Annotated in this window: 20 protein-coding genes; 13 read left to right on the top strand and 7 right to left on the bottom strand. The window is 27.8% G+C overall.

From position 1 onward, the window contains the following. Positions 1-191: 191 nt before the first annotated feature. From metK to M9408_RS02840, 5 genes are all read left to right on the top strand, one after another. Positions 192-1,358, top strand: coding sequence for a methionine adenosyltransferase (metK, locus tag M9408_RS02860; RefSeq protein ID WP_250236629.1), 1,167 nt, complete (start codon positions 192-194; stop codon positions 1,356-1,358). 562 nt (positions 1,359-1,920) lie between these two features. Beyond that, complete coding sequence (locus M9408_RS02855; protein WP_250236710.1) at positions 1,921-2,496, top strand: YqgE/AlgH family protein; 576 nt, start codon at positions 1,921-1,923, stop codon at positions 2,494-2,496. Beyond that, positions 2,496-2,930, top strand: a complete 435-nt coding sequence (gene ruvX, locus M9408_RS02850; RefSeq protein WP_250257122.1) for a Holliday junction resolvase RuvX — start codon at positions 2,496-2,498, stop codon at positions 2,928-2,930. Before M9408_RS02855 ends, ruvX begins: the two co-directional genes overlap by 1 nt. Positions 2,931-3,889: 959 nt before the next feature. Beyond that, a complete protein-coding gene (mutY, locus tag M9408_RS02845) occupies positions 3,890-4,936 on the top strand; it encodes an A/G-specific adenine glycosylase (protein WP_250257121.1) in 1,047 nt (348 codons plus the stop codon). Positions 4,937-5,008: 72 nt separating this feature from the next. Then, positions 5,009-5,263, top strand: a complete 255-nt coding sequence (locus M9408_RS02840) for an oxidative damage protection protein (RefSeq protein ID WP_250257120.1) — start codon at positions 5,009-5,011, stop codon at positions 5,261-5,263. A 204-nt stretch (positions 5,264-5,467) separates the two neighbouring features. Here the strand turns inward: M9408_RS02840 and clpX are convergent, their stop codons facing one another. Together clpX and clpP are read right to left on the bottom strand one after the other, a co-directional pair. Continuing rightward, positions 5,468-6,745: an ATP-dependent Clp protease ATP-binding subunit ClpX gene (gene clpX / locus M9408_RS02835; protein WP_250257119.1), complete on the bottom strand. Its 1,278-nt coding sequence runs from the start codon at positions 6,743-6,745 to the stop codon at positions 5,468-5,470. 139 nt (positions 6,746-6,884) lie between these two features. Continuing rightward, on the bottom strand, positions 6,885-7,520 hold the full coding sequence (gene clpP / locus M9408_RS02830) for an ATP-dependent Clp endopeptidase proteolytic subunit ClpP (RefSeq protein WP_423775066.1): 636 nt from the start codon (positions 7,518-7,520) through the stop codon (positions 6,885-6,887). A gap of 1,740 nt (positions 7,521-9,260) precedes the next feature. Here clpP and cyoA point away from each other — a divergent pair. From cyoA to M9408_RS02800, 6 genes are all read left to right on the top strand, one after another. After that, entirely contained in the window at positions 9,261-10,145 is an 885-nt protein-coding gene (gene cyoA, locus M9408_RS02825) for a ubiquinol oxidase subunit II (RefSeq protein WP_250257118.1), read from the top strand. Positions 10,146-10,216: 71 nt separating this feature from the next. Continuing rightward, positions 10,217-12,178 carry a cytochrome o ubiquinol oxidase subunit I gene (gene cyoB, locus M9408_RS02820; protein WP_250257117.1) on the top strand — a complete coding sequence of 654 codons (1,962 nt, stop codon included), beginning with the start codon at positions 10,217-10,219 and terminating at the stop codon, positions 12,176-12,178. Next, positions 12,171-12,743: a cytochrome o ubiquinol oxidase subunit III gene (gene cyoC / locus M9408_RS02815; RefSeq protein WP_250257116.1), complete on the top strand. Its 573-nt coding sequence runs from the start codon at positions 12,171-12,173 to the stop codon at positions 12,741-12,743. Before cyoB ends, cyoC begins: the two co-directional genes overlap by 8 nt. Positions 12,744-12,746: 3 nt before the next feature. Next, positions 12,747-13,049, top strand: coding sequence for a cytochrome o ubiquinol oxidase subunit IV (gene cyoD, locus M9408_RS02810; RefSeq protein ID WP_250257115.1), 303 nt, complete (start codon positions 12,747-12,749; stop codon positions 13,047-13,049). A gap of 25 nt (positions 13,050-13,074) precedes the next feature. Next, positions 13,075-13,944, top strand: coding sequence for a heme o synthase (cyoE, locus tag M9408_RS02805; RefSeq protein WP_250257114.1), 870 nt, complete (start codon positions 13,075-13,077; stop codon positions 13,942-13,944). 193 nt (positions 13,945-14,137) lie between these two features. Continuing rightward, positions 14,138-15,298, top strand: coding sequence for an MFS transporter (locus M9408_RS02800; RefSeq protein ID WP_250257113.1), 1,161 nt, complete (start codon positions 14,138-14,140; stop codon positions 15,296-15,298). A 170-nt stretch (positions 15,299-15,468) separates the two neighbouring features. Here the strand turns inward: M9408_RS02800 and thiI are convergent, their stop codons facing one another. Continuing rightward, positions 15,469-16,932, bottom strand: coding sequence for a tRNA uracil 4-sulfurtransferase ThiI (gene thiI, locus M9408_RS02795; RefSeq protein ID WP_250257112.1), 1,464 nt, complete (start codon positions 16,930-16,932; stop codon positions 15,469-15,471). 309 nt (positions 16,933-17,241) lie between these two features. Between thiI and ispA the strand changes: the two genes are divergently transcribed. Both ispA and dxs read left to right on the top strand, forming a co-directional pair. Continuing rightward, positions 17,242-18,156, top strand: coding sequence for a (2E,6E)-farnesyl diphosphate synthase (gene ispA, locus M9408_RS02790; RefSeq protein WP_250257111.1), 915 nt, complete (start codon positions 17,242-17,244; stop codon positions 18,154-18,156). A 32-nt stretch (positions 18,157-18,188) separates the two neighbouring features. Continuing rightward, positions 18,189-20,057 (top strand): 1-deoxy-D-xylulose-5-phosphate synthase, encoded by a 1,869-nt coding sequence (dxs, locus tag M9408_RS02785; protein ID WP_250257110.1) that lies wholly within the window; start codon positions 18,189-18,191, stop codon positions 20,055-20,057. 86 nt (positions 20,058-20,143) lie between these two features. On the opposite strand, the gene M9408_RS02780 is transcribed toward dxs, so the two are convergent. The 4 genes from M9408_RS02780 to ribD all read right to left on the bottom strand — a co-directional run bounded on the left by M9408_RS02780 (position 20,144) and on the right by ribD (position 22,869). Then, complete coding sequence (locus M9408_RS02780) at positions 20,144-20,611, bottom strand: phosphatidylglycerophosphatase A family protein (protein ID WP_250257109.1); 468 nt, start codon at positions 20,609-20,611, stop codon at positions 20,144-20,146. Between the two features lie 90 nt (positions 20,612-20,701). Further along, positions 20,702-21,139, bottom strand: a complete 438-nt coding sequence (gene nusB, locus M9408_RS02775; RefSeq protein ID WP_250257108.1) for a transcription antitermination factor NusB — start codon at positions 21,137-21,139, stop codon at positions 20,702-20,704. Positions 21,140-21,170: 31 nt separating this feature from the next. Continuing rightward, positions 21,171-21,641, bottom strand: coding sequence for a 6,7-dimethyl-8-ribityllumazine synthase (gene ribE / locus M9408_RS02770; RefSeq protein ID WP_250257107.1), 471 nt, complete (start codon positions 21,639-21,641; stop codon positions 21,171-21,173). A 100-nt stretch (positions 21,642-21,741) separates the two neighbouring features. Next, a complete protein-coding gene (ribD, locus tag M9408_RS02765) occupies positions 21,742-22,869 on the bottom strand; it encodes a bifunctional diaminohydroxyphosphoribosylaminopyrimidine deaminase/5-amino-6-(5-phosphoribosylamino)uracil reductase RibD (protein WP_250257106.1) in 1,128 nt (375 codons plus the stop codon). Positions 22,870-23,051: the final 182 nt, after the last annotated feature.

The following is a 23,051-nucleotide window of genomic DNA, read 5'->3' as shown; positions in this document are numbered from 1 at the left end:
AAATATTTGATTGTAATTTATTACTTAATAACGTTGAAATTATTTTCAAATAAATAAGATGCATTATACTATCTCGGTATTCATATATAGATGGATTTATACGTATAGTTTGCTTCATACATATTTTTATATGCATAACAGATCTTTTTAATAATAAGTTTTTATATTCTATATTTAAAAGGATAGAATGAATGGCTCAATATTTATTTACATCTGAATCTGTATCGGAAGGACATCCGGATAAAATTGCAGATCAAATTTCTGATGCTGTATTGGATTCTATCTTAGCACAAGATCCGAGAGGGCGTGTTGCATGTGAAACATTTATTAAAACAGGTGTAGTAGTAATGGGGGGGGAAATTACCACTACTGCTTGGGTAAATATGGAAGAAATTGCTAGAAATACTATTCGTGATATTGGTTATGTTCGTTCAGATATGGGATTCGATGCAAATTCTTGCATGATATTAAGTGTGATTAATAAACAATCTTCAGAGATTAAACATAGCATAGATCATAGTAATGTTTTAAAACAGGGGGCGGGCGATCAGGGATTAATGTTTGGATATGCTACTAATGAAACTAATGTTTTAATGCCTGCTCCGATAACATATGCGAATCTTTTAATTAAAAGAAAATCTCAAATGAGAAAAAATGGGGTGTTACCTTGGTTAGGATTAGACGCTAAGAGTCAGGTAACAGTTGCTTATGAAGATGGAAAGATAATTGGAATAGCAGCAGTTGTGTTATCCATTCAACATACTCGTGATATAAAGTTAATAGATCTACAAGAAGCTGTGATGGAAGAAATTATTAAACCAGTATTACCTAAAAAATGGTTGTCTGATAATACTAAATTTTTTATTAATCCTGGCGGTTGTTTTGTTGTTGGCGGGCCTATTAGTGATTGCGGTTTAACTGGAAGAAAAATTATTGTGGACACTTATGGAGGAATGGCTCGGCATGGTGGAGGATCTTTTTCTGGAAAAGATCCATCAAAAGTAGATCGCTCAGCCGCTTATGGGGCAAGATATGTTGCTAAAAATATTGTAGCAGCTGGATTAGCAGATCGTTGTGAGCTTCAAGTTTCCTATGCAATTGGAATACCAAATCCAATATCTATTAGTATTGAAACTTTTGGTACAGAGAAGACCTCACATGATATTTTGATAAAGTTAATAAATAATTTTTTTGATTTTCGTCCTTATGGTTTAATTACTATGTTAGATTTGTTAAAACCAATTTATAAAGATACAGCTGTATATGGGCATTTTGGTCGTGAGCATTTTCCTTGGGAGAAAATTGATAAAGTAGAATTACTTCGTGAGGCGGCTGGGTTAAAATTTACATCTCCGTAATATTTTACATATTTATTGTTTGATTAATATATAATGGTATTAGTAATATTGGGATTGTGACAATGTCAATGACAAGTTGATAATGGATTTTATATAAATAAATTTTTATATTTATTAAAAATTAATATAAACAAATTATTATTGTGTTTTTGAATAATTGTTCTCTTAAATACAGTGGAGTTTAAAAGGTTTATTTTAATGTGTATGTTAAATAAATATATTTTATATACTATAAAATAGTAATAATATATCTTTGTGATTAAGGGGAATGAATTTTATAGAGTGTATTTTTATAAAGAATTTATAGAATAAAAATAAAACTATTATTAGCGAAATAACTATGTATAGTTTTATTATCGATAGGTGGTTTGTTTAAAAAAATTTATATTAGAAATTGATGAGATGGTTATATCTATATAGTTAGTTGTTACTAATGATTAAAATTTTTTTGTATACAACAGTTTAAATTAATTATAACATTTTTACAAAAGCTAATTAATTAATTAATAAGTCTAAAATTTTTCATCTTTAATAAAAGAGATTTATAAAATAATTTATGTTAATGCATGAGATCACAAATTTACAAAATTATTTTCTAATAGCTATGCCTACTCTGCAAGATCCATTATTTAAACAGTCAGTAGTATATATTTGTGAGCATAATGATACGGGAGCTATGGGTATTGTCATCAATAAACTAGTTGAAAGATGTACAGTAGAAACTATATTACATAACTTGAAGGTTGTGTCTCCTGTACGAGATCCGTCTATTCGATTAGATAATCCAGTATTTTCTGGAGGTCCGTTGTTAGATGATCGGGGTTTTATTTTACATACTCCTAAAAAAGGTTTTGGATCTAGTGTTAATATTTCTTCAAAAGCTATGATCACTACATCTAGAGATATTTTAGAAACTTTAGGTACTCCTAATCAACCAAAAGATGTATTAGTCGCACTTGGCTATTCTGGTTGGTCTAAAGGTCAATTAGAACATGAATTAATGGAAAACGCTTGGCTTACTGTTCCTGCTAATGAAACAATTTTATTTCATACTCCTATTATTGCTCGTTGGAGTGAAGCTGCAAAAATATTAGGAATTGATATTCGTAGTATTACTGATCAAACAGGTCATGCTTGATGTTAATTGTTAATATAATAATGGGTTTTGATTTTGGTACTAAAAATATAGGAGTGGCAATTGGTCAAAAATTGACTTGTACAGTTAGGCCTCTTACTGTATTACAATCGCAATCTGGGATACCTAATTGGGAAAAAATTAAAGATATTTATAATATATGGAAACCAGTGGTAATGATAGTAGGATTACCTTTGAAGATAAATGGAGATGAGCAGCCTATTACTGTTTTAGCAAGAAGGTTTGCTAAACAATTAAAGAAACAGTTTCCTGTTGTAGTTGAGATGCATGATGAACGGTTTAGTACGAGTGAAGCGCGCTTAAATTATTTTGAAAATCATCACAATTATTTGCGCTCGCAACAGGATATTAAAATAAATGCAATAGCAGCTGGAGTAATTTTAAAAAGTTGGTTGAATCAGTCTTTTCGAATATGAGGAAATAACATTATTCTTGTATACAAGAATTGTTAATACTAAATACTAGAAGCTTTAATATGATGATAATGTTAAAATTTAATGATTATTTTGTGATTTATTATTTGGGAGTTTTTAATAAATAATATTAAGAATAATATTACTATATGTGCGCTTATAAATAAATAGTATGATTTGTAGTACGTATATATAGTTAATGTTTTTAATGAAAATATAGATGGTTTTAAAGATTTATTTTATATGGAAGTGAATATTAATGTTACGGTGAAAATATTTATTAATTTTTATAAGAAATCATATATCTGTTGTTATTTATGATTTAATCAAAGTTAAAAGGCTATATCAAATTTAGATTGGTGATTAAATCATATATGTTTATGCATTAACTTTTTCACTTAAATAAACGGTGTTTAGCGGTATTTATTTTTCGAATATATATATTGCTTACAGAGTTTTATGTGTAAATAAAAATCAAATTAAGAAGTCTTCATGACAAATAAAAATAAACGTATATTTTGTTTAACATATAAATTAGTATGAGTATTATATTAATAAATATATGTTTAAGTTTTTGTAAATGTTTATAATAATAATTAATTATTTTTTTATAAAAGTAAATATTGATTTTTTATCAAAAATAAAAAATATGTTTTGATTCTCGGATACTATGTTTCATAAATTATAAAAATACGGTCATTAAGTTTTTATAGAGTTAATTTATTCTGCGTGAGCGCTGTTATTTTTAAAAATAAAATATTTGTAGAATTATGTATTAATTTTCAAGTTGAGTTTTTATATTTTATTTATATTAGAGTGTTTTAATTACTTTTAAAGTATATCAATGAGTGTCTATATTGGGTTTATTTTTTAATTTGTAAAATATCTTTTAGCAGAGTTAAAATTGATTATAGAATATATTAGTTATATGTAATATAAATTTAATATTGTAAAATATATATATGGCTCAAAATTTAATTTTTTCGAAAAAAATATTACTATGGTATCAAAAGTATAGAACGCCAAATTTACCATGGCAATTGAATAAAACAATGTATAAAACATGGCTATCTGAAATTATGTTGCAACAAACACAAGTAAAAACTGTAATTTTTTATTATGAACGATTTGTTGTAAGGTTTCCAACAATTGTACAATTGGCAGAAGCAGAATTAGACGAAGTATTATTTTTATGGAGTGGATTAGGCTATTATGCACGAGCCAGAAATTTGCATAAAACAGCTAGAATTGTTGTTAAGTATTATTGTGGTAATTTTCCAAAAGATTTTAATGTGCTTATTTCTTTTCCTGGTATTGGAAGATCTACTGCAGGAGCTATTTTGTCATTAACATTAGATCAACATCATCCTATTCTTGATGGTAACGTAAAACGAATATTAACAAGATATTATGCTTTTGATTATTTGTTAGGAAACAAATCTAAAATAAATAATAAACTGTGGTTATTAAGTGAACAATTACTTCCTGATACAGGAACGGGAGTTTTTAATCAAGCTATGATGGATTTGGGAAGATTAATATGTACTAATAAATGCCCAGCCTGCAAAGATTGCCCTCTTCAAGAAAATTGTCAAGCTTTTTTAACTCATAGAGTTAATCAATATCCTAAGAAGGAACCACCTAAAACGTTATTAAAAAAAACTATTTGGTTTTTATTATTGTTATTACAACGTCGTACAGTAAAAATTATATGGCTTGAAAAAAGATCATATCAGACGATTTGGGGAGGATTATTTTGTTTTCCTGAGTTTTCTAATATTAATATGTTGGATATATGGTTATTGAATTGTAATCTACATAATGATCAATATATAGACTTACCTATTTTGAAACACAAATTAAGTAATGTTGATTTAGAAATTAGACCAATATTACTTAATATAAATAAAAAGATAAATTGTCAGAAAGATGGAATCTGGTATAATTTAATGGATCCTCCAATTGTTGGGTTGCCTAAACCAATTTCTAATATATTACAGAAATTGTAGTTATAATTATAGCAGAAATATTGAATAAAATTTAAATTAAAAGTTATTATTATAACAAAAAGATTTATAATCATGTCTAAAATAATTTATTGTGTTTTTTTAAAAAAATACGCCGAAGGATTAGATGCTCCGTGTTATCCAGGATCGTTAGGAAAATATATCTATGAGCACGTTTCTAAAGACGCATGGCTGAAATGGAAAAATAAACAAATTATTTTAATAAATGAAAATAAATTGAATATGATGAATATTTCAGATCGTGCGATACTTGAAAGAGAAATGCAATTTTTTTTATTTGGAAAAGATTTTAGACACGAAAATTATTAATTGAATTAGTAATTGAATAGTTTCCTTTTAATTGTTTTTTAAAAAGTAGCATTAATTTTTTATAATTACAAGTTAAGTAACAAAAATCCAAATGAGTATATATACTCATTTGGATTTTTGTTACTTAACTTGTAATTTAATATTAAAATAATTTATTGTTTTAATTTTTTATGTGCTATATATCGTTTATCGAAAATAAACATTTTATTTAAGATCAACGAATTTATCTTTGTTATAGATTAATAATGGTTTTGAATCTCCAAATACTACTGATTCGTCAATTATGACTTTATCTATATTGTTTTGAGAGGGTAATTCATACATTACGTCTAGTAATATGTCTTCTAAAATAGCTCTCAGTCCACGGGCACCAATTTTTCTTTTCATAGCATTGTTAGCAATAGCAGTTAATGATGTTTCTGAAAATTCCAATTTTACCCCATCTATGTGGAATAATATTTCGTACTGTTTTATTAAGGCATTTTTTGGTTCTTTTAAAATTTTTATTAATTCTTTTTCTCCTAGTTCATCTAAAGCAGAAATTATTGGTAGTCTTCCAACGAATTCTGGAATTAGACCAAATTTAATTAAATCTTCTGGCTCAATTTGTTTTAAAAATAAATATTCAGTATTTTTAAGTGTATCGTTGTTTTCTGAGATTTGAAAACCAATTGTGCGTTTGTTGGTAGTGCGTTGCTGCACAATTTGATGTAAACCAAAAAAAGTACCTCCACAAATAAAAAGAATATTAGTAGTGTCCACTTTTATGAATTCTTGCTGTGGATGTTTACGACCTCCTTGTGGGGGTACCGCAGCTATAGTCCCTTCGATTAATTTTAATAAGGCTTGTTGTACTCCTTCTCCAGAGACATCTCGGGTAATAGAAGGATTTTCTGATTTTCTAGAAATTTTATCTATCTCGTCTATATAAATAATACCTTGTTGTGCTTTATTTACATCATAATTACATCGTTGTAGTAATTTTTGTATAACGTTTTCTACATCTTCTCCTACATATCCTGCTTCTGTTAAAGTAGTAGCATCTGATATAGCAAATGGTACATTAAGAAAATTAGCTAATGTTTCTGCTAATAACGTTTTCCCACTTCCTGTGGGGCCGATTAATAAAATATTACTTTTAAATAATTTTGTACCATTATCACACACATATATATCTTCATTACGTAAACGTTTATAATGATTATATACTGCTACTGCAAGTACTTTTTTAGTATGTTCTTGACCAATTACATAATCATCCAAATGACTTTTAATTTCATAGGGTGTTGGAAATTTAGTCAAATTTTCGTTAATTACTTTATCTTTAAATTCTTGATTAATTATATCTTTACATAACCCAATACATGTATCACAAATATGCGCTGATACTCCAGCAATTAATTTTAATACTTGGTTTTGGTCTTTTCCGCAAAATGAACAATATAATGTATTTTTTGAATGATTTTGATGATTATCGTTCACAGTTTAATATCCTTACTTTTAATTCTTAATCAATGCACATGAACTGCAAATCTGTTTGAAAATAAAAAATAAATTCAGATATAAATTATGTTTACAGGTAATGATAATAATAAAATATAAAATAAGTAATGATGCGAATTTATGTTCGTTGGGATAATACACAATCTATTAATCCATATTTCATAGCTTCATCAGCAGATAAAAAGCAATCCCGTTCTGTATCTTTGCTGATTGTATCAACAGATTGTCCTGTATGTTTTGCCATTAGCTCGTTTATATTATTTTTAATTTTTAATATTTCTTTGGTATGAATAGCAATATCAGTAGCTTGGCCTTGAAAACATCCTAATGGCTGATGAATCATTATTCGAGCGTTCGGTAAACAAAATCGTTTGCCTTTAGTGCCGGAAGCTAATAGAAAAGCACTCATAGAAGCAGCTTGACCCATACAAAATGTACTAACGTCAGGTTTTACAAATTGTATGGTGTCATATATTGACATTCCTGCAGTTATTAATCCTCCTGGAGAATTAATATACAAATGGATGTCTTTTTTTGAGTTTTCTGATTCTAAAAACATTATCTGTGCAACGATTGAGTTAGCTATGTTATCTTCTATCGTCCCTGTCATAAAGATAATTCTTTCTTTTAGTAATAAGGAAAATATATCATATACACGATCTCCTCGGATAGTTTGTTCTATTACTGTCGGTACTATTACCATATTTCGACAACAATAAGGCGCTTTAAAATTGTTTAAATATTTCCATGGCATGCACTGTATCCTCTTTTATTAGATGTCTATAAAATAGAAGTATTCTTTAAATCTTGATATAATACAATTTGTGTAAAATTTCAAATTAAATTTTTTATGATTATGCTTTTATTAATTAAAATTAGTTATGTTGTGTTATAATTTTTTGAGTAACTTGCTATTTGTTAGATATTATAATAGAACAGTTTATATATATGTTGTTTTTTATTATTGCAGCGTATATTTAAATTTATTAAATGTAGTATCTTTTTTAAAATTTTGACCGATTAAAAATAAAGATCAATTGTTCTTTGTGTTAAAAACAGATTGAAAATATAATTTCATGGTTGTAATGTTGGTTTTAAATGATCTGATTTTTTTATGACAAATTAAATGAATAATTATCATCAATATTTTAGATAATTTTATTGAGCAATAATATGGTTTATATTGTATTTATCCCGGGCTTTAAAATCAAATTTTATTAAAAAGTGTAGAATAATTTTGTTTCAAATATTTATTAATACTATGTGTTTTATTAATTTGTTGTTTTAAATGATCAAATATATTTATTAATAATATAGCAATTTAATAGCATTAAATTGCTATATTATTTTTGTTTTGATATTTTGTTTGTGTATAATAGTTTTTAAATGATATTTAATATATTTATGATTTTTATATGAAAATATATATTGTTTTATTGTATTAATTAGATTGCTTCAATGTCAGACCGATAAAATTCTAAAAAATTTAGGATTTTTATTCTTTAAAATAATAAGGAAGATGAAATATTTTTCATTTAGATTTTGTTAATAATATTCATGAAAATATTAATATTTATATTAATAAATAGTCTTGTGCACTATAATTAAAAATTGGTTTAATATGTGTTGATAAAGAATTAGATTATTTTTAGCATTGTTTTTCAAATATATAATGTGTTTATATATTTGAAAAATTATGTTGGTTTCATTTCTGAGATTTTTATTATTAATGATTTTTGATTTTTCTTAATTTTAATTTTATATATGGTTGTATATATATTATAATAGTATATAAATTTTGTTATTGTCATCGTTAAATATATAGTCAAGTATACAAACTGTATTTGTTCCGTTACGTGTTTTGAATAATAAAATAAATAGAATTATAATTCGCTAATTTTAGTATCACTTTCTAGTAAATAATTACTTTATAATTTTTTAAAAAGAAATAAGAATTTTTAACATGAAATTTATAAAGATATATCTTTAGGAAGATATGTTAAATCCAGCGCGGCGTGTTATATTAGTAATATGTCAAGATAAATGACAGTATAGTGTATTTGCAAATCTTTAATATTTTTAATAATTACGTGTATATCTAATTTATTTTTATTAGCTTTTATAAATGGAACATAATAAAGAAAATATGAAATTATGTAAAGTTATAAGCATATATAAAAATTCTATAATATAATTATAATTGAATGAATTAATTTAAACTATACAGTGTAGTAATATTGGAATTAATTATATCTATAAATCTAAATATTTAGATGACTCATTTTAAGTGATTGAATATTTAATTAATTTTTATATTATAGAATGAAATTAACCTCGGTTATAAACATGTAGAATTATATTCTAATGGTTATTAAGAAGTTGCAAATATAGCAGAATTTTTAGGTATGTATTAATTTATTTACATTAATAAAGGCTTGCTGTAAAATAGGTAGTTTAAAAAATAAATATATTTAATTGCATTAAAATTTGTTGTATGAAATTCAGTGTATATAATATAAAAAAATATGTTTTTTGTTGCTTGCTGTGTAGTTGTATAACAACATTGAGTGGGTGTAGTGATTTAGTATTATTGTATCCTAAGGGGCAAATTGGGATAGAAGAACGTTCACTAATATTGACTGCGTTCGGATTAATGCTCACTATAGTTGTCCCAGTGATTGTAATGACAATTTTTTTTACTGTAAAATATAGAGCATCTAATGTTAAAAATATACAGTATAATCCTAATTGGGTAAGTTCTAGAAAAATAGAATTTGTGATTTGGTTTGTTCCAATTTTAATTATTATTTTTTTAGGAGTCCTAACTTGGAAGTCAACTCATAAATTAGATCCAAAAAAACCTATTATATCTTCCTCTGCGCAACCGATAATTATTAATGTTATATCATTAGATTGGAAATGGCTTTTTATTTATCCGAAACAAAATATAGCAGTTATTAATGAGCTTGTTTTTCCAACATGTATACCTATAAAATTTAATGTTACTTCTAATTCAGTTATGAATTCTTTTTTTATTCCTCAATTAGGAGGACAAATTTATGCTATGGCTGGAATGCATACTGAATTAAATTTAATAGCTAACGAAGTAGGACGATATAAAGGCATGTCATCAAATTTTAGTGGACAGGGATTTTCTAATATGAAATTTACTGTCTTTGTTACACAAACTGAAAAAGAATTTGAACAATGGGTGCAAAAAGCTAAAAAATCATCTTATCACATTAATAATATGTCAATTTATGAAGAGTTAGCTAAACCTAGTGAACATCATCCGATAATTTATTTTTCTAATGTACAATCTAACTTGTTTTATAATGTGATTAATAAATTCAAACATCAAAAGCAAGAACATTTTTAGTATTTAATTTTTTGATACAAGAATGATATATTTTTAAGTGATATTATAAATATAATAAGGATAATAAAGTAATGTTTGGAAAATTAACAACACATTCTATTCCATATAATGATCCAATTATTATGTCTACAATTGTTATTGTTTTTTTTATTGGAATAATACTTGTTGGTATTATTTCGTATTATAGCAAGTGGCAATATATTTGGGATGAATGGATTACCTCTGTAGATCATAAAAAAATTGGGATTATGTATATTGTAGTTGCATGTGTTATGTTTTTACGTGGTTTTGCTGATGCGATTATGATGAGAGCGCAGCAAGCTTTGTCTTCTTCTGGTTTGTATGAATTTCTTTCAGTTCATCACTATAATCAAGTAATTACTGCTCATGGTGTGATCATGATTATATTTATGGCTACTCCTTTCGTAATAGGGTTAATGAATCTGATAGTTCCATTACAAATTGGAGCACGAGATGTTGCTTTTCCTTTCTTGAATTCTTTGAGTTTCTGGTTGTTTATGGTAGGTGTAATTTTAATAAATCTTTCTTTAGGGATAGGGGAATTTGCACAAACAGGGTGGGCAGGTTACCCACCATTATCAAGTAAAGAGTACAGCCCTGGTGTTGGTGTCGATTATTGGATATGGAGCATACAAATTTCAGGAATAGGAACCACTTTAACTGGTATAAATTTTTTTACCACAATCTTATATATGAGAGCCCCAGGTTTATCAATGATGAAGATGCCAGTATTTACTTGGACTGCATTATGTACAAATACGTTAATTATTGCAGCTTTTCCAATTTTAACTGTTACTATTGCATTATTAACGCTAGATCGTTATCTAGGAACCCATTTTTTTACTAACGATTTGGGTGGAAATATGATGATGTATATTAATTTATTTTGGGCTTGGGGGCATCCAGAAGTATATATTTTAGTTTTGCCTGTATTTGGTGTGTTTTCAGAAGTTGTTTCTACTTTCTCACAAAAGAAATTGTTCGGATATACTTCGTTAGTATGGGCTACTATCGCTATTACTGTATTATCTTTTTGTGTATGGTTGCATCATTTTTTTACCATGGGAGCAGGTGCTAATGTTAACGCATTTTTTGGTCTCATGACTATGATAATTGCCATTCCTACTGGTGTAAAAATTTTTAATTGGTTGTTTACTATGTATCGAGGAAAAATCATTTTTACTTCTCCGATGTTGTGGACTATTGGATTTATTATTACATTTTCTATAGGGGGAATGACTGGGGTATTATTAGCTGTACCCGGGGCTGATTTTGTATTACACAATAGTTTATTTTTAATCGCTCATTTTCACAATGTTATAATTGGGGGTGTGTTATTTGGTTGTTTTGCTGGTGCTACTTATTGGTTTCCTAAAGCTTTTGGATATATTTTAAATGAAAAATGGGGAAAAAGAGCTTTTTGGTTTTGGATTATTGGATTTTATGTAGCATTTATGCCGTTATATATTTTAGGATTTATGGGTATGACTCGTCGATTAAGTCAGCATATTGATCCAATATTTTCATCAATGTTAATAACAGCATCAATAGGTACTATACTAATTGGGTTGGGTATTATATGTCAATGTATTCAAGTAATAGTTAGTATTTTAAATCGTGATAAGTACAAAGATTTGAATGGAAATCCGTGGAATGGATCTACTTTAGAGTGGTCTGTCCTTTCTCCTCCACCATTTTATAATTTTGCAATTATTCCTATAATAAATGATGAGCGTGATGCCTTTTGGTATGTAAAAAATAATAAAAAGGTCAATTTTTGTTCTGACCAATATAAATCAATACATATGCCTAAGAATACTTATGCTGGAATTTTAATATCTTTTTTCAGTTTATTATTTGGATTTGGTATGATTTGGTATATATGGTGGCTAGTTATTTTTAGTATACTTGGAGTTGTTGCGACTTGGATTATCTATACATTTAATAATAATACAGAGTATACTGTATCAGTAGAAAAAATTAAAGAAGTTGAACATATTAATAATGCATAAATACAATAATTTAAATAAAAAAACGATATTTGGTTTTTGGTTGTATATAATGAGTGATTGTATTTTATTTGCAAGCTTGTTCGCAACGTACTCAGTATTATGCAATAACACAGAAAATTTTTATTCAGGCAAGGAAATCTTTAAGTTACCTCTTATATTTATAGAGACTTGTTGCTTGTTATTAAGCAGTTTTACTTATGGTAAGGTCATGATATATGCAGAGAAATTATATGTGAAAAAAGTAAATATTTGGATGGGGATGACTTTTTTATTAGGATTATTTTTTATTGGAATAGAAACTTATGAATTTTTTCATTTAATTAAGTCAGGGCACAATCCACGTCAAAATGCATTTCTTTCTTCTTTTTTTACTTTGGTAGGAACCCATGGGATACATGTAATGGCTGGGCTTATTTGGATTGTAGTAATGATGTTACATGTCACATGCCAGGGATTGACTAAAATTAACTATATACGATTGCAATGCTTAAGTTTATTTTGGCATTTTCTTGACATTATATGGATATGTGTATTTACTGAAGTATATTTACTGGGAATATTGTAATTTATGAAAAATGGTTATACACATAATTCATATTTGATTGGGTTTGTATTATCTATGATTTTGACAATCATTCCGTTTTTTATGGTTACATATAATATAATCAACAAAAAGATATTAATGAATATTATTATATCGTGTGCAGTAATTCAGATTTTTGTTCATTTAATTTTCTTTTTACATTTAGGAAACACATCTCATAAAGTATGGAATTTGATATCTTTAATGTTTACGGTATTTATTGTTTTTATTCTTATATTTGGAAGTATATGGATTATGACACATTTGCATCATAATTTGATGATTTGAATAATAATAAGACAATTTTATTTTTATGAATAAATATTATTTAAACTTAATAAAGCCGGGGATTGTTATAGGAAACTTAATGTCGGCTATAGGGGGATTTTTAATAGCATCACGAGGTCATATACATTATCTTTTGTTTATTAAAATGATTATAGGGATATCATTAGTTATAGCTGCTGGTTGCTTATTAAATAACATTATTGATCGAGATATTGATTCGGTTATGGAAAGAACTAAAAATAGAGTATTAGTACAACATAGTAGATTGTTTTTAAATAAAAGTATATTATATGCGGTAACTTTAAGTGTATTTGGTTTTTTATGTTTGAGTTATACAAAGAATTTTTTAATAGTATATTTAGCGGCAATAGGTTTGTTCACATACGTTGGAATATATAGTTTATGGATGAAACGTAGGTCTGTTTATAGCATAATAGTTGGGAGTATTTCAGGAGCAATGCCGCCAGTGATTGGATATTGTGCTGTTACAAATAGATTTGATATGGGAGCTTTGATTTTATTAATGATTTTTAGTTTGTGGCAAATTCCACATTCTTATTCTATTGCTATTTTACGGTTACATGACTATAAGGCAGCTTTAATTCCAACTTTCCCTATTAAAAAGGGGGTGAAGTTAACTAAGAATCATATGATGATATATATTATTGGATTTATTATAGCAACTATATTATTTACTATAATGGGATATACTAGTTATACGTTTTTAATAATAATTAGCATGATGAATTTATGGTGGTTATATATAGGATCATATGGGTACGAAATAATTAACAATGATAGTTTATGGGCAAAAAGAATGTTTCAATTATCTATTATTATTGTAGTATCTTTAAATTTACTCTTATCTCTAGATCCTATTTTATTTTACAAATAAATGATTTACTATCATATAGTATATTATTAAATTCATATTTTTAGTAAAATTAATTATGGCTATATTTTGGAACATAACTTTAAAAAATAGTTTAATGTTGTAAACATTTATAGATTTTATTTTAATATCTATATGTATAGATATTAAAAACCATACTGATTTGTGTTCAGAATATTTATATATTTTTATTTTGATGACTAACAAAGAACTGCATACTATATTAGGACTAGGAATAATATTTGCGCTTCGTATGTCGGGTGTATTTATGGTTTTACCCGTCTTAACTATTCACGTTTCTGCTCTTACAGGAGCGAATGGATATTTAATAGGTGTAGCGATTGGAATATATGGCTTAATGCAAATAATATTTCAATTACCATTTGGATTAATGTCTGATAAAATTGGACGGAAGCCTGTTATTATCGGAGGGTTGGTTTTATTTGCTATTGGTAGCGAAATAGCAGCTGTCACCAATAATATTTGGGGGCTTGTTGTTGGACGTGCACTACAAGGATCAGGAGCCATAAGCAGTTCACTTATAGCATTGTTACTAGAATCAGTTCAAGAACGACATCATATCAAAGCCATGGCTGCAGTTGGAATAAGTTTTGGTATCACTTTTGCTACTTCTATGATTTTTGGCCCGATTATTACGGATATGTTTGGATTACACGGGTTATTTCATATTATTACTATATTGGCTGTATTAGCTATAATATTTACTTATATTATAATCACACCAATTTCTTTTTGTCCAATAAAAAATGATGAAAATTTATTTGTTATGTTTGATAAAATTAAAAAAATATTTACTCATTCTCAATTAATAAAACTAAATTTTAGTATATTTTGCGTACATACTATTTTAATACTAAACTTTATTGCTTTACCTAAAGCGATAATAAATTTAGGATTCCCACTTGGAGCGCATTGGAAGATTTATAGTATTGTTATGATAACGTCTGCACTAACAGTATTAATGTGTGTTATATGTTGTGAGGGTAAAAATTATGCAAGAAAAATATTAATTATTTGTATGAGTATTTTATTTTTATCTGAATTAATTATGTTAACGAATATGTGTCATTATCGAATGTTTTTGTTGGGTATGCAGTTATTTTTTATAGCATTTAATTTAATTGAAGCAATATTGCCTACTTTAATCAATAAAGAATCGCCGAAAAAATATAAAGGAACTACTATTAGTATTTATTCTGTTGGACAATTTTTAGGCGTAGGATGTGGAGGAATTTTAGGTGGATTTTTATTAGAAATAAAAGGAATATGGTTAATATTATTTTCTGCATTAATCATATCAATATTGTGTATTATAATGAGTTACATATTACGATAATTTATTTTTTAATATATATTGTAAAAAATTTGTGATTAAACCTTTAATGGTATTGAGTATTAAAAGAAAAATTTAGTTGTTTTTGTATAAAAGTACTGGATCAATAATTTCTTAATGCACACATGAATTATAAAATATATTCATATAGTATATATTACACTTTTAATAAATTAACGAGATAATGGAGGTCGGTAAATTTTTATATTACGAAAGCCTTGTTTATATAGATATATTGCCTGTAATCGACTCATTATTCCATGATCACAATATAGCGCATACACTTTGTTTGGATCTAATTTGGAAAATTGATCGATTAATTTGTAAAAAGGTATCTTTTTTATTTTTATGTTAGTAGTTAAATACAGAGGATTATTCTTCTGTTCGGTTTCTGTACGTATATCCAATATTATATCGTTATTATTTAATATTTTTTTAGTTTCTACTTCAAATAAATGTTGACTAGTTATTTGATCGGGAATATTTTGCACATCTATTATGCAAGATTGAGATACTGCCCGGTCTAATATAGTAAAATCAAAATTATTTTCTTCAAGTTCGATGCGTTTTTTTGTAGTTTTTGCAGCTGATTTTTGAGATATTGTACCACAATACTCTGGAACAGATTTTGAAAATGTTTCTGTTCCTATTTCTCTAGCTAAATTAATAATTTTTTCTTTATCATAAGAAATTAAAGGGCGAAATATTATGTGATTAGATACACTATCAATAAGCGCTAAATTGGTCAAGGTTTGACTAGATACTTGTCCTAGTGCCTCTCCTGTTACTAATGCAGTTATGTTCCATCGATCAGCTACTAATGATGCAGAACGTATCATCATGCGTTTTAATACTATTCCTATTTGATTATCTTTTATTTTAGAAACGATTTCTTTAATGACTTCTGAAAAATCAATAGAAATAAATTTTATTTTATGAGAACTACTAAATTTATTCCATAAATAATATATTATTCTAGATACTTCGATAGTATGCATAGGTGTTCCTAAATTAAAGAAGCAATAGTTAACCTTACATCCACGTCGGATTAACATATAACTAGCAACTGCTGAATCAAATCCTCCTGAAATTAATGATATAAGTTCTTGTTGTGTACCTATTGGTAATCCTCCTAATCCTTCAAAACGTTCGAGGATTATAAAAAGTTGATTATTCTTAATTTCTAAATATACAATTCTGTCAGGTTTTATTAAATTGACTCTAGTATTGTTTATATGTTGACACAGTTTTTTTCCTAAATAATGTTCGACTTCCTGAGAAGTAAAATTATGTGCGCCATGACGTTTAACTCGTACGCAAAAATCCTTTCCTGATAATTCAATATTACAGTTTAAATTAAGTGTAACATTTTTGTAAATGTCTTTTAAAGAATTAAATACACTCTCTTTAACTAATAAAAAATGATGAATACCAGGAATATTCGTTAAAATAGCACATATTTTTTGGTTATTATTAGATCTTATTTCAAGATAATCCCAATGACGTATAATTGATGTTGGTTCTTTATTTTTTTTTAAAATAGTCTTAATATTAACAATAAGAATTTTTATAAAAAATATTCGCACAGCACGACTTTTTATTGTAATTTCCGGTGAAAATTTAATGATTATTTTCATATTAATGCTTTGTAGTATTCTAAAAGAACATGATAATTAATATTCTATATTAAATCTATTATATTAAATAAACATTAATTATCTTAATATAATCTAATTACTTCTTGTATGAACACAAGAAGTTTAATATATTATTTTATAGTTTATTGTAGGAGATATGCAAATAATATTTAAAGTTGTTAAAATAAGTTATAATTATAATAATATATTAAATATCATTATAATTATATAACTACATATATGAATCCAATTCCAGTCAGAACAGATTAGTTAATGTTTTGGTTTATGATATATTGAAATATTATATTTATGCTTGATTTTATTAATGAGTTGCATGATAGCCACAAACAAGTAGATAGTGCTATTGAACATTATCTGGTTATGTTTCTTAATCGGGATATATCTCTTCTTGCGCAAGCAATACGCTATAGTGTTTTATTAGGTGGAAAGAGATTACGTCCTTTTTTGGTTTATCAAACGGGGAAATTATTTGGTATTAAATCGTCAAAGCTTAATGCTCCAGCAGCAGCTATTGAATGTATGCATGCTTATTCTTTAATTCATGATGATCTACCTGTTATGGATAATGATAAACTACGTAGAGGATATCCGACATGTCATGTTAAGTTTGGTGAAGCTATTGCTATTTTAGCAGGCGATGCTTTACATACATTAGCTTTTACTATTCTTTCAGAAGCACATATGCCAACAATTACAGACCAAGATCGTTTAAAAATGATTGCCACATTAGCTGCTGCCAGCGGCGCTAACGGAATGTGTTTTGGACAGTCTTTAGATTTAATTAATAAAAATAATAAAAATATATCAGCTACACAGTTAGAAACTATATACCAATATAAAACAGGGTCGTTAATTCGCGCGGCAGTTCGTATCGGAGCTTTATCGGCAGGAAATAAAAGTCGTGATGCATTGGAATCTCTCGATCATTATGCTACAACCATAGGTTTAGCTTTTCAGATACGAGATGATATTATAGATACTTCATCATATGCATATGATAATAAGAAAGGGGAGCGAGTAAAGAGTATACGATCGAAACATGATAATACTTATTCAAAAATATTTGGGTTAAATACAGCTCGCTCTAAAGCTGAAGAATTATATTGTGAATCATTAGCATCTTTAAAATATATTGCTAAATTAGGTTATAATATCAGTACTTTATCTGCATTTTCACGCTATATTATTAAGCGTAGTGATTAATTTTTTCAAAATAATATATTAAATAATTTAATATGAACTGCAGCTTAAATAAATACTCTGTATTAGATTTAATCAATACTCCAAAGGAATTACGACAACTATCTGAAGATAAGTTAATGAAATTATGTAATGAATTACGTCAATTTCTTTTAACTAGTGTTAGTAGATCTAGTGGACATTTTGCGTCTGGATTGGGAGCTATAGAACTTACTGTAGCATTACATTATATATATAACACTCCATTTGATTATTTAATTTGGGATGTTGGACATCAAGCGTATCCTCATAAGATTCTGACAGGACGTCGTGAGCTCATTTTTAGTATTAGAAATAGAAATGGATTACATCCATTTCCTTGTCGTGATGAAAGCGAATATGATGTATTATCGGTAGGACATTCTTCTACTTCTATTAGCGCAGGATTAGGATTAGCAATTGCTGCAGAACGAGAAATGTTAGGGCGTCGTACAGTATGCGTGATAGGAGATGGAGCAATAACTGCTGGCATGGCTTTTGAAGCAATGAACCATGCTGGATCTGTCAAATCTGATTTATTAGTTATATTAAATGATAATGAAATGTCTATTTCAAAAAATGTGGGAGCGTTAAATAAGCACTATGCTCATATTTTTTCAAAAAAAATATATTCTAGTTTAAAATCAGATAGTAATAAAATGTTATCTAATAGGTTTATGGCTAAAAAATTAATTGAACATACGGGTAATAAAATTAAACACTTTAGTACATCAAGTTCATTATTCTCACAACTTGGTTTCAATTATATTGGACCTATCAATGGGCATAATGTATTAGAATTAGTACATACTTTAAGAAATGTACGTAATATGAAAGGACCTCAATTTTTACATGTTATTACTAAAAAGGGTTGTGGATATAAACCTGCAGAAAAAGATCCTATCAAATGGCACGCAGTGCCAAAGTTTGATCTGAAAATTGGATCATTACCTATAGAGAATACTAAAAGTATAACTTATTCCGAAATTTTTGGTGATTGGTTATGTCAAGTTGCAGCTCATGATAATAAAATTATAGGGATTACACCTGCTATGCGAGAAGGTTCTGGAATGAATATGTTTTCTCAGAAATATCCAAAACAGTATTTTGATGTTGCGATTGCTGAGCAGCATGCTGTAACATTTGCCGCTGGATTGGCTATTGCAGGATATAAACCAGTTGTTGCTATTTATTCAACATTTTTGCAACGTGCATATGATCAAGTAATTCATGATGTGGCCATTCAAAGCCTACCTGTTTTATTTGCTGTTGACCGAGGAGGTATTGTTGGAGCAGACGGACAAACTCACCAAGGTGCTTTTGATTTATCGTATTTGCGTTGTGTTCCAAATATGATAATCATGGCTCCAAGTGATGCTTATGAATGCAAACTAATGTTGCATACAGGATATAATTATCAATATGGGCCTAGTGTTGTGCGTTATCCTAAAGGATTGGCTATCCCCGGCGATGCCGATAAGAAAAAGTTATATACCCTTCCATTAAGTAAAGGCGTAATACGTCGTCAGGGAAATTATATTGCTATTCTTAATTTCGGAACTTTATTACGATCAGCTACTAATGTCGCATCTGAATTAGATGCGACATTAGTAGATATGAGATTTATTAAGCCATTAGATGGGGTATTGATAAAGACTCTTGCTAAAAATCATCAATTTCTAATAACTTTGGAAGAAAATACAATAATAGGTGGAGCAGGAAGTGGTGTAAATGAATTTATTATGCAGAATAAATTATCAGTTCCGGTTTTAAACATTGGGTTACCTGATTTTTTTGTTCCTCAAGGTTCGCAATCAGAAATGCTTTCTGAGCTTGGATTAGATAGTATAGGAATTTATAAAAAGATTATGACATGGATATATTAAATTATTATTAATTATGATGTGATGTTAATATATCAAATAATAAACTAGCCTTCAAAATTATAGATGTTTTTATTTTATAAAGTATTTCAATTATATAAATTCATCAAAGATAAAATAATACCAACAGATATGACACTTGCTAATATATCATCGATAATAATTCCAAATCCACCTTTTATCGTATGATCACACCAGGAAATTGGCCAAGGTTTTGTGATATCTAATATTCTGAATAATAAAAAAGCAACAATTATCCATAGCCAACTGTCTGTAGGGATTATAGTTAATATGGTCCACATACCAATAAATTCATCCCAAACGATCGATTTATGATCATGAATGCCAATTATTTTAGTAGCTTGATCACAAAAAAATACACCAAACCCTATTCCTGTAATCAGAAACAAAAAATAAAATTGATATGGAAATAAATACATTAGCATCCACCATATTGGTATTGCTAATAAAGATGCTACGGTTCCTACAGGCATATAATCAATTGTTCCTAACCCGAATCCAGTGGCGAATAAATACCATATCTTATATGATTTCATATTAATTTTATCGCATTTAGAGAGAGATATAAGTAATAAAATAAATTATTGTTTTATTGAAATTTAATTTTTTATTTTATAAGTATTAAATCATACGTCGATAGTTCGATTATTTTTTTTAATACAAATCTGAGTAACTATTTTATCTAATACTCCATTAATAAACTTATGACTTTTTTCAGCCCCAAAAATTTTTACGAGCTCAATTGCTTCATTAATAGCAACTTTATATGGTATATCATTACATTTTATCAATTCAAATAATGCAATACGTAATACTACATGTTCAATATATCCTAATTTTTCTAAACTTCTGGATAAATGTGGTATCATTAATCTATCTAGCTCTTCAGCAAAATTAATTACTCCAATATATAATTTATGAAAGTAAGAAACATTTAAGTTTTGAATATCTCGTTCTGTTATAATATAATTTTCAATTTCTTTGGCATTATTTTTAGACAGTTGCCAAGAATACAATGCTTGTAACGCACATTCACGAGCACGTCTTCGGCTAATTGTTTTCACATAATTCCTTTTATCAGCTATATAGTAAAAATTATTTTTTAATTATTTGTAATATATTAATCATTTCTAAGACGGCTAAAGCAGCTTCTGATCCTTTATTATTGGCCTTGATACCTGAACGTTCTATAGCTTGACTAATATTGTCTGTAGTAAGTAATCCAAATCCAATAGGCAATGTGTTTTCTATTGAAATATTAGATAAACCAGAGCTGCATTCTCTTGCAATTAATTCAAAATGCAAAGTAATTCCTCGAATCACCGTTCCTAGAGCTATTATTCCATCATATTTATGGCTAATAGCTAATGCCTTTACAATTAATGGTAATTCATATGCTCCCGGAGTCCATATTATAGTTATATTTTCATCTTTTATTTGCCCAGTTCTTTTTAAAATGTCTAAAGCGCCTTCGAGTAAATTATTATTAATGAAACGATTAAATCTAACTACAGCGATAGCAATTTTTGCCTCATTTGCCGTGGTACTGCCTTCAATAATATTCATAATGATCCTGACTATTTATCTATTATGTAAATTATATTATTTATATTTGCGTACAGGCGTATTGTAACACAACATTAAAATAACTGATAAGCACAACATATTATATATTTTTTGGTATTAATCTTAAACGAATATCTGGTCCAATATTTTTTATATCAATTAGATCAAAAGATTTAATATCATTAAGACATTTAATGTTCGGTAATAAACATAAAGGTCGTGCATCAGATCCTAAAAATTTTATGGCTTGGTACAAAATAAGTTCGTCTACCAACCCGATATCTAACAATATTCCCGAAAAGGTAGCGCCTGCTTCTACCCAAACATTATTAATTTCTCGATACGCAAGATATTGCATTAGTTCTCTAAGATTCACGCGACGGCGGCCACAATAATTAATCGATGGTAGTAATAGTTGTTCTACTGTTGGAGGCCAATTTCGATGATCTTTTTTTAAGCGAACAAGTAAAATTTTTCCTTCATATCGTATAACACGATGTGTTGGAAGTACTCTATTTGTACTATCAATAATTACTCGTAATGGTTGTCTAATCTTATTATTTGCATAAATATATTTTATTTCATCTGAAAAACATGACCAGCGTACATTTAATTTTGGATTATCTGCTAAAACAGTGTTAGCAGTGGAAAGAATGACGTCACTTTCTGCACGAAAGTGCTGCACATCCTGACGTGCTTGCACAGATGTAATCCATTTACTTTCTCCAGAGGACATAGCCGTTCTACCATCTAAAGATGCGGCTAATTTTAATTTGACCCACGGTAACCCAGTGCGTATACGTTTGATAAATCCTCGATTTATTGATTCGGCTTCAGATAACATAAGACTATTATGTCGTACTTCAATACCTGCTTGTTTTAATAAACGCAATCCTCTACCTCTAGCATAGAAATGCGGGTCTAGCATAGCTACTACAACACGTTTAATTCCTGCGTTAATTAATGCAGAAGTACAGGGAGGAGTGCGTCCATAATGGCTACATGGTTCTAAAGTAATATAGGCAGTTGCTCCTTTTGATAAATTTCCAGCAACACGTAATGCATGTATTTCAGCGTGTGCTTCTCCAGTTCGTATATGATATCCTTCTCCTACAATTTTGTTATTATGAACAATAACACACCCTACATTAGGATTAGGCATTGTAGTAAAGCGTCCCTTCCATGCTAATTGTAATGCTCGTTTTAAATATTTTTTGTCATGTAGCATGATGATATGGATCTGTCATAGTATCCTGAGATTGTAAAACTAAATGTAATTTTTTATATGAGTTTGATTATGTTAATAACAACAACTATTTACATCGATACTATAAGAACACATTTATTTAAATATTTTATTGTGTTATTACTAACATTTAGTGAAAGTTGAAATTGTAATTATACATAGAT

Origin of the sequence: Candidatus Blochmannia vicinus, from assembly GCF_023586525.1 — a bacterium.
GTDB lineage: Bacteria > Pseudomonadota > Gammaproteobacteria > Enterobacterales > Enterobacteriaceae > Blochmanniella > Blochmanniella vicinus.
This window is presented reverse-complemented; position numbering and strand designations above follow the sequence as displayed.

Bases quoted from the DNA above. Each gene is read 5' to 3' on its own strand.
- metK (WP_250236629.1), top strand. From the start codon at position 192: ATGGCTCAATATTTATTTACATCTGAATCTGTATCGGAAGGACATCCG.
- M9408_RS02855 (WP_250236710.1), top strand. From the start codon at position 1,921: ATGCATGAGATCACAAATTTACAAAATTATTTTCTAATAGCTATGCCT.
- ruvX (WP_250257122.1), top strand. From the start codon at position 2,496: ATGTTAATTGTTAATATAATAATGGGTTTTGATTTTGGTACTAAAAAT.
- mutY (WP_250257121.1), top strand. From the start codon at position 3,890: ATGGCTCAAAATTTAATTTTTTCGAAAAAAATATTACTATGGTATCAA.
- M9408_RS02840 (WP_250257120.1), top strand. From the start codon at position 5,009: ATGTCTAAAATAATTTATTGTGTTTTTTTAAAAAAATACGCCGAAGGA.
- clpP (WP_423775066.1), bottom strand. From the start codon at position 7,520: ATGCCATGGAAATATTTAAACAATTTTAAAGCGCCTTATTGTTGTCGA.
- cyoA (WP_250257118.1), top strand. From the start codon at position 9,261: ATGAAATTCAGTGTATATAATATAAAAAAATATGTTTTTTGTTGCTTG.
- cyoB (WP_250257117.1), top strand. From the start codon at position 10,217: ATGTTTGGAAAATTAACAACACATTCTATTCCATATAATGATCCAATT.
- cyoC (WP_250257116.1), top strand. From the start codon at position 12,171: ATGCATAAATACAATAATTTAAATAAAAAAACGATATTTGGTTTTTGG.
- cyoD (WP_250257115.1), top strand. From the start codon at position 12,747: ATGAAAAATGGTTATACACATAATTCATATTTGATTGGGTTTGTATTA.
- cyoE (WP_250257114.1), top strand. From the start codon at position 13,075: ATGAATAAATATTATTTAAACTTAATAAAGCCGGGGATTGTTATAGGA.
- M9408_RS02800 (WP_250257113.1), top strand. From the start codon at position 14,138: ATGACTAACAAAGAACTGCATACTATATTAGGACTAGGAATAATATTT.
- thiI (WP_250257112.1), bottom strand. From the start codon at position 16,932: ATGAAAATAATCATTAAATTTTCACCGGAAATTACAATAAAAAGTCGT.
- ispA (WP_250257111.1), top strand. From the start codon at position 17,242: ATGCTTGATTTTATTAATGAGTTGCATGATAGCCACAAACAAGTAGAT.
- dxs (WP_250257110.1), top strand. From the start codon at position 18,189: ATGAACTGCAGCTTAAATAAATACTCTGTATTAGATTTAATCAATACT.
- M9408_RS02780 (WP_250257109.1), bottom strand. From the start codon at position 20,611: ATGAAATCATATAAGATATGGTATTTATTCGCCACTGGATTCGGGTTA.
- ribE (WP_250257107.1), bottom strand. From the start codon at position 21,641: ATGAATATTATTGAAGGCAGTACCACGGCAAATGAGGCAAAAATTGCT.
- ribD (WP_250257106.1), bottom strand. From the start codon at position 22,869: ATGCTACATGACAAAAAATATTTAAAACGAGCATTACAATTAGCATGG.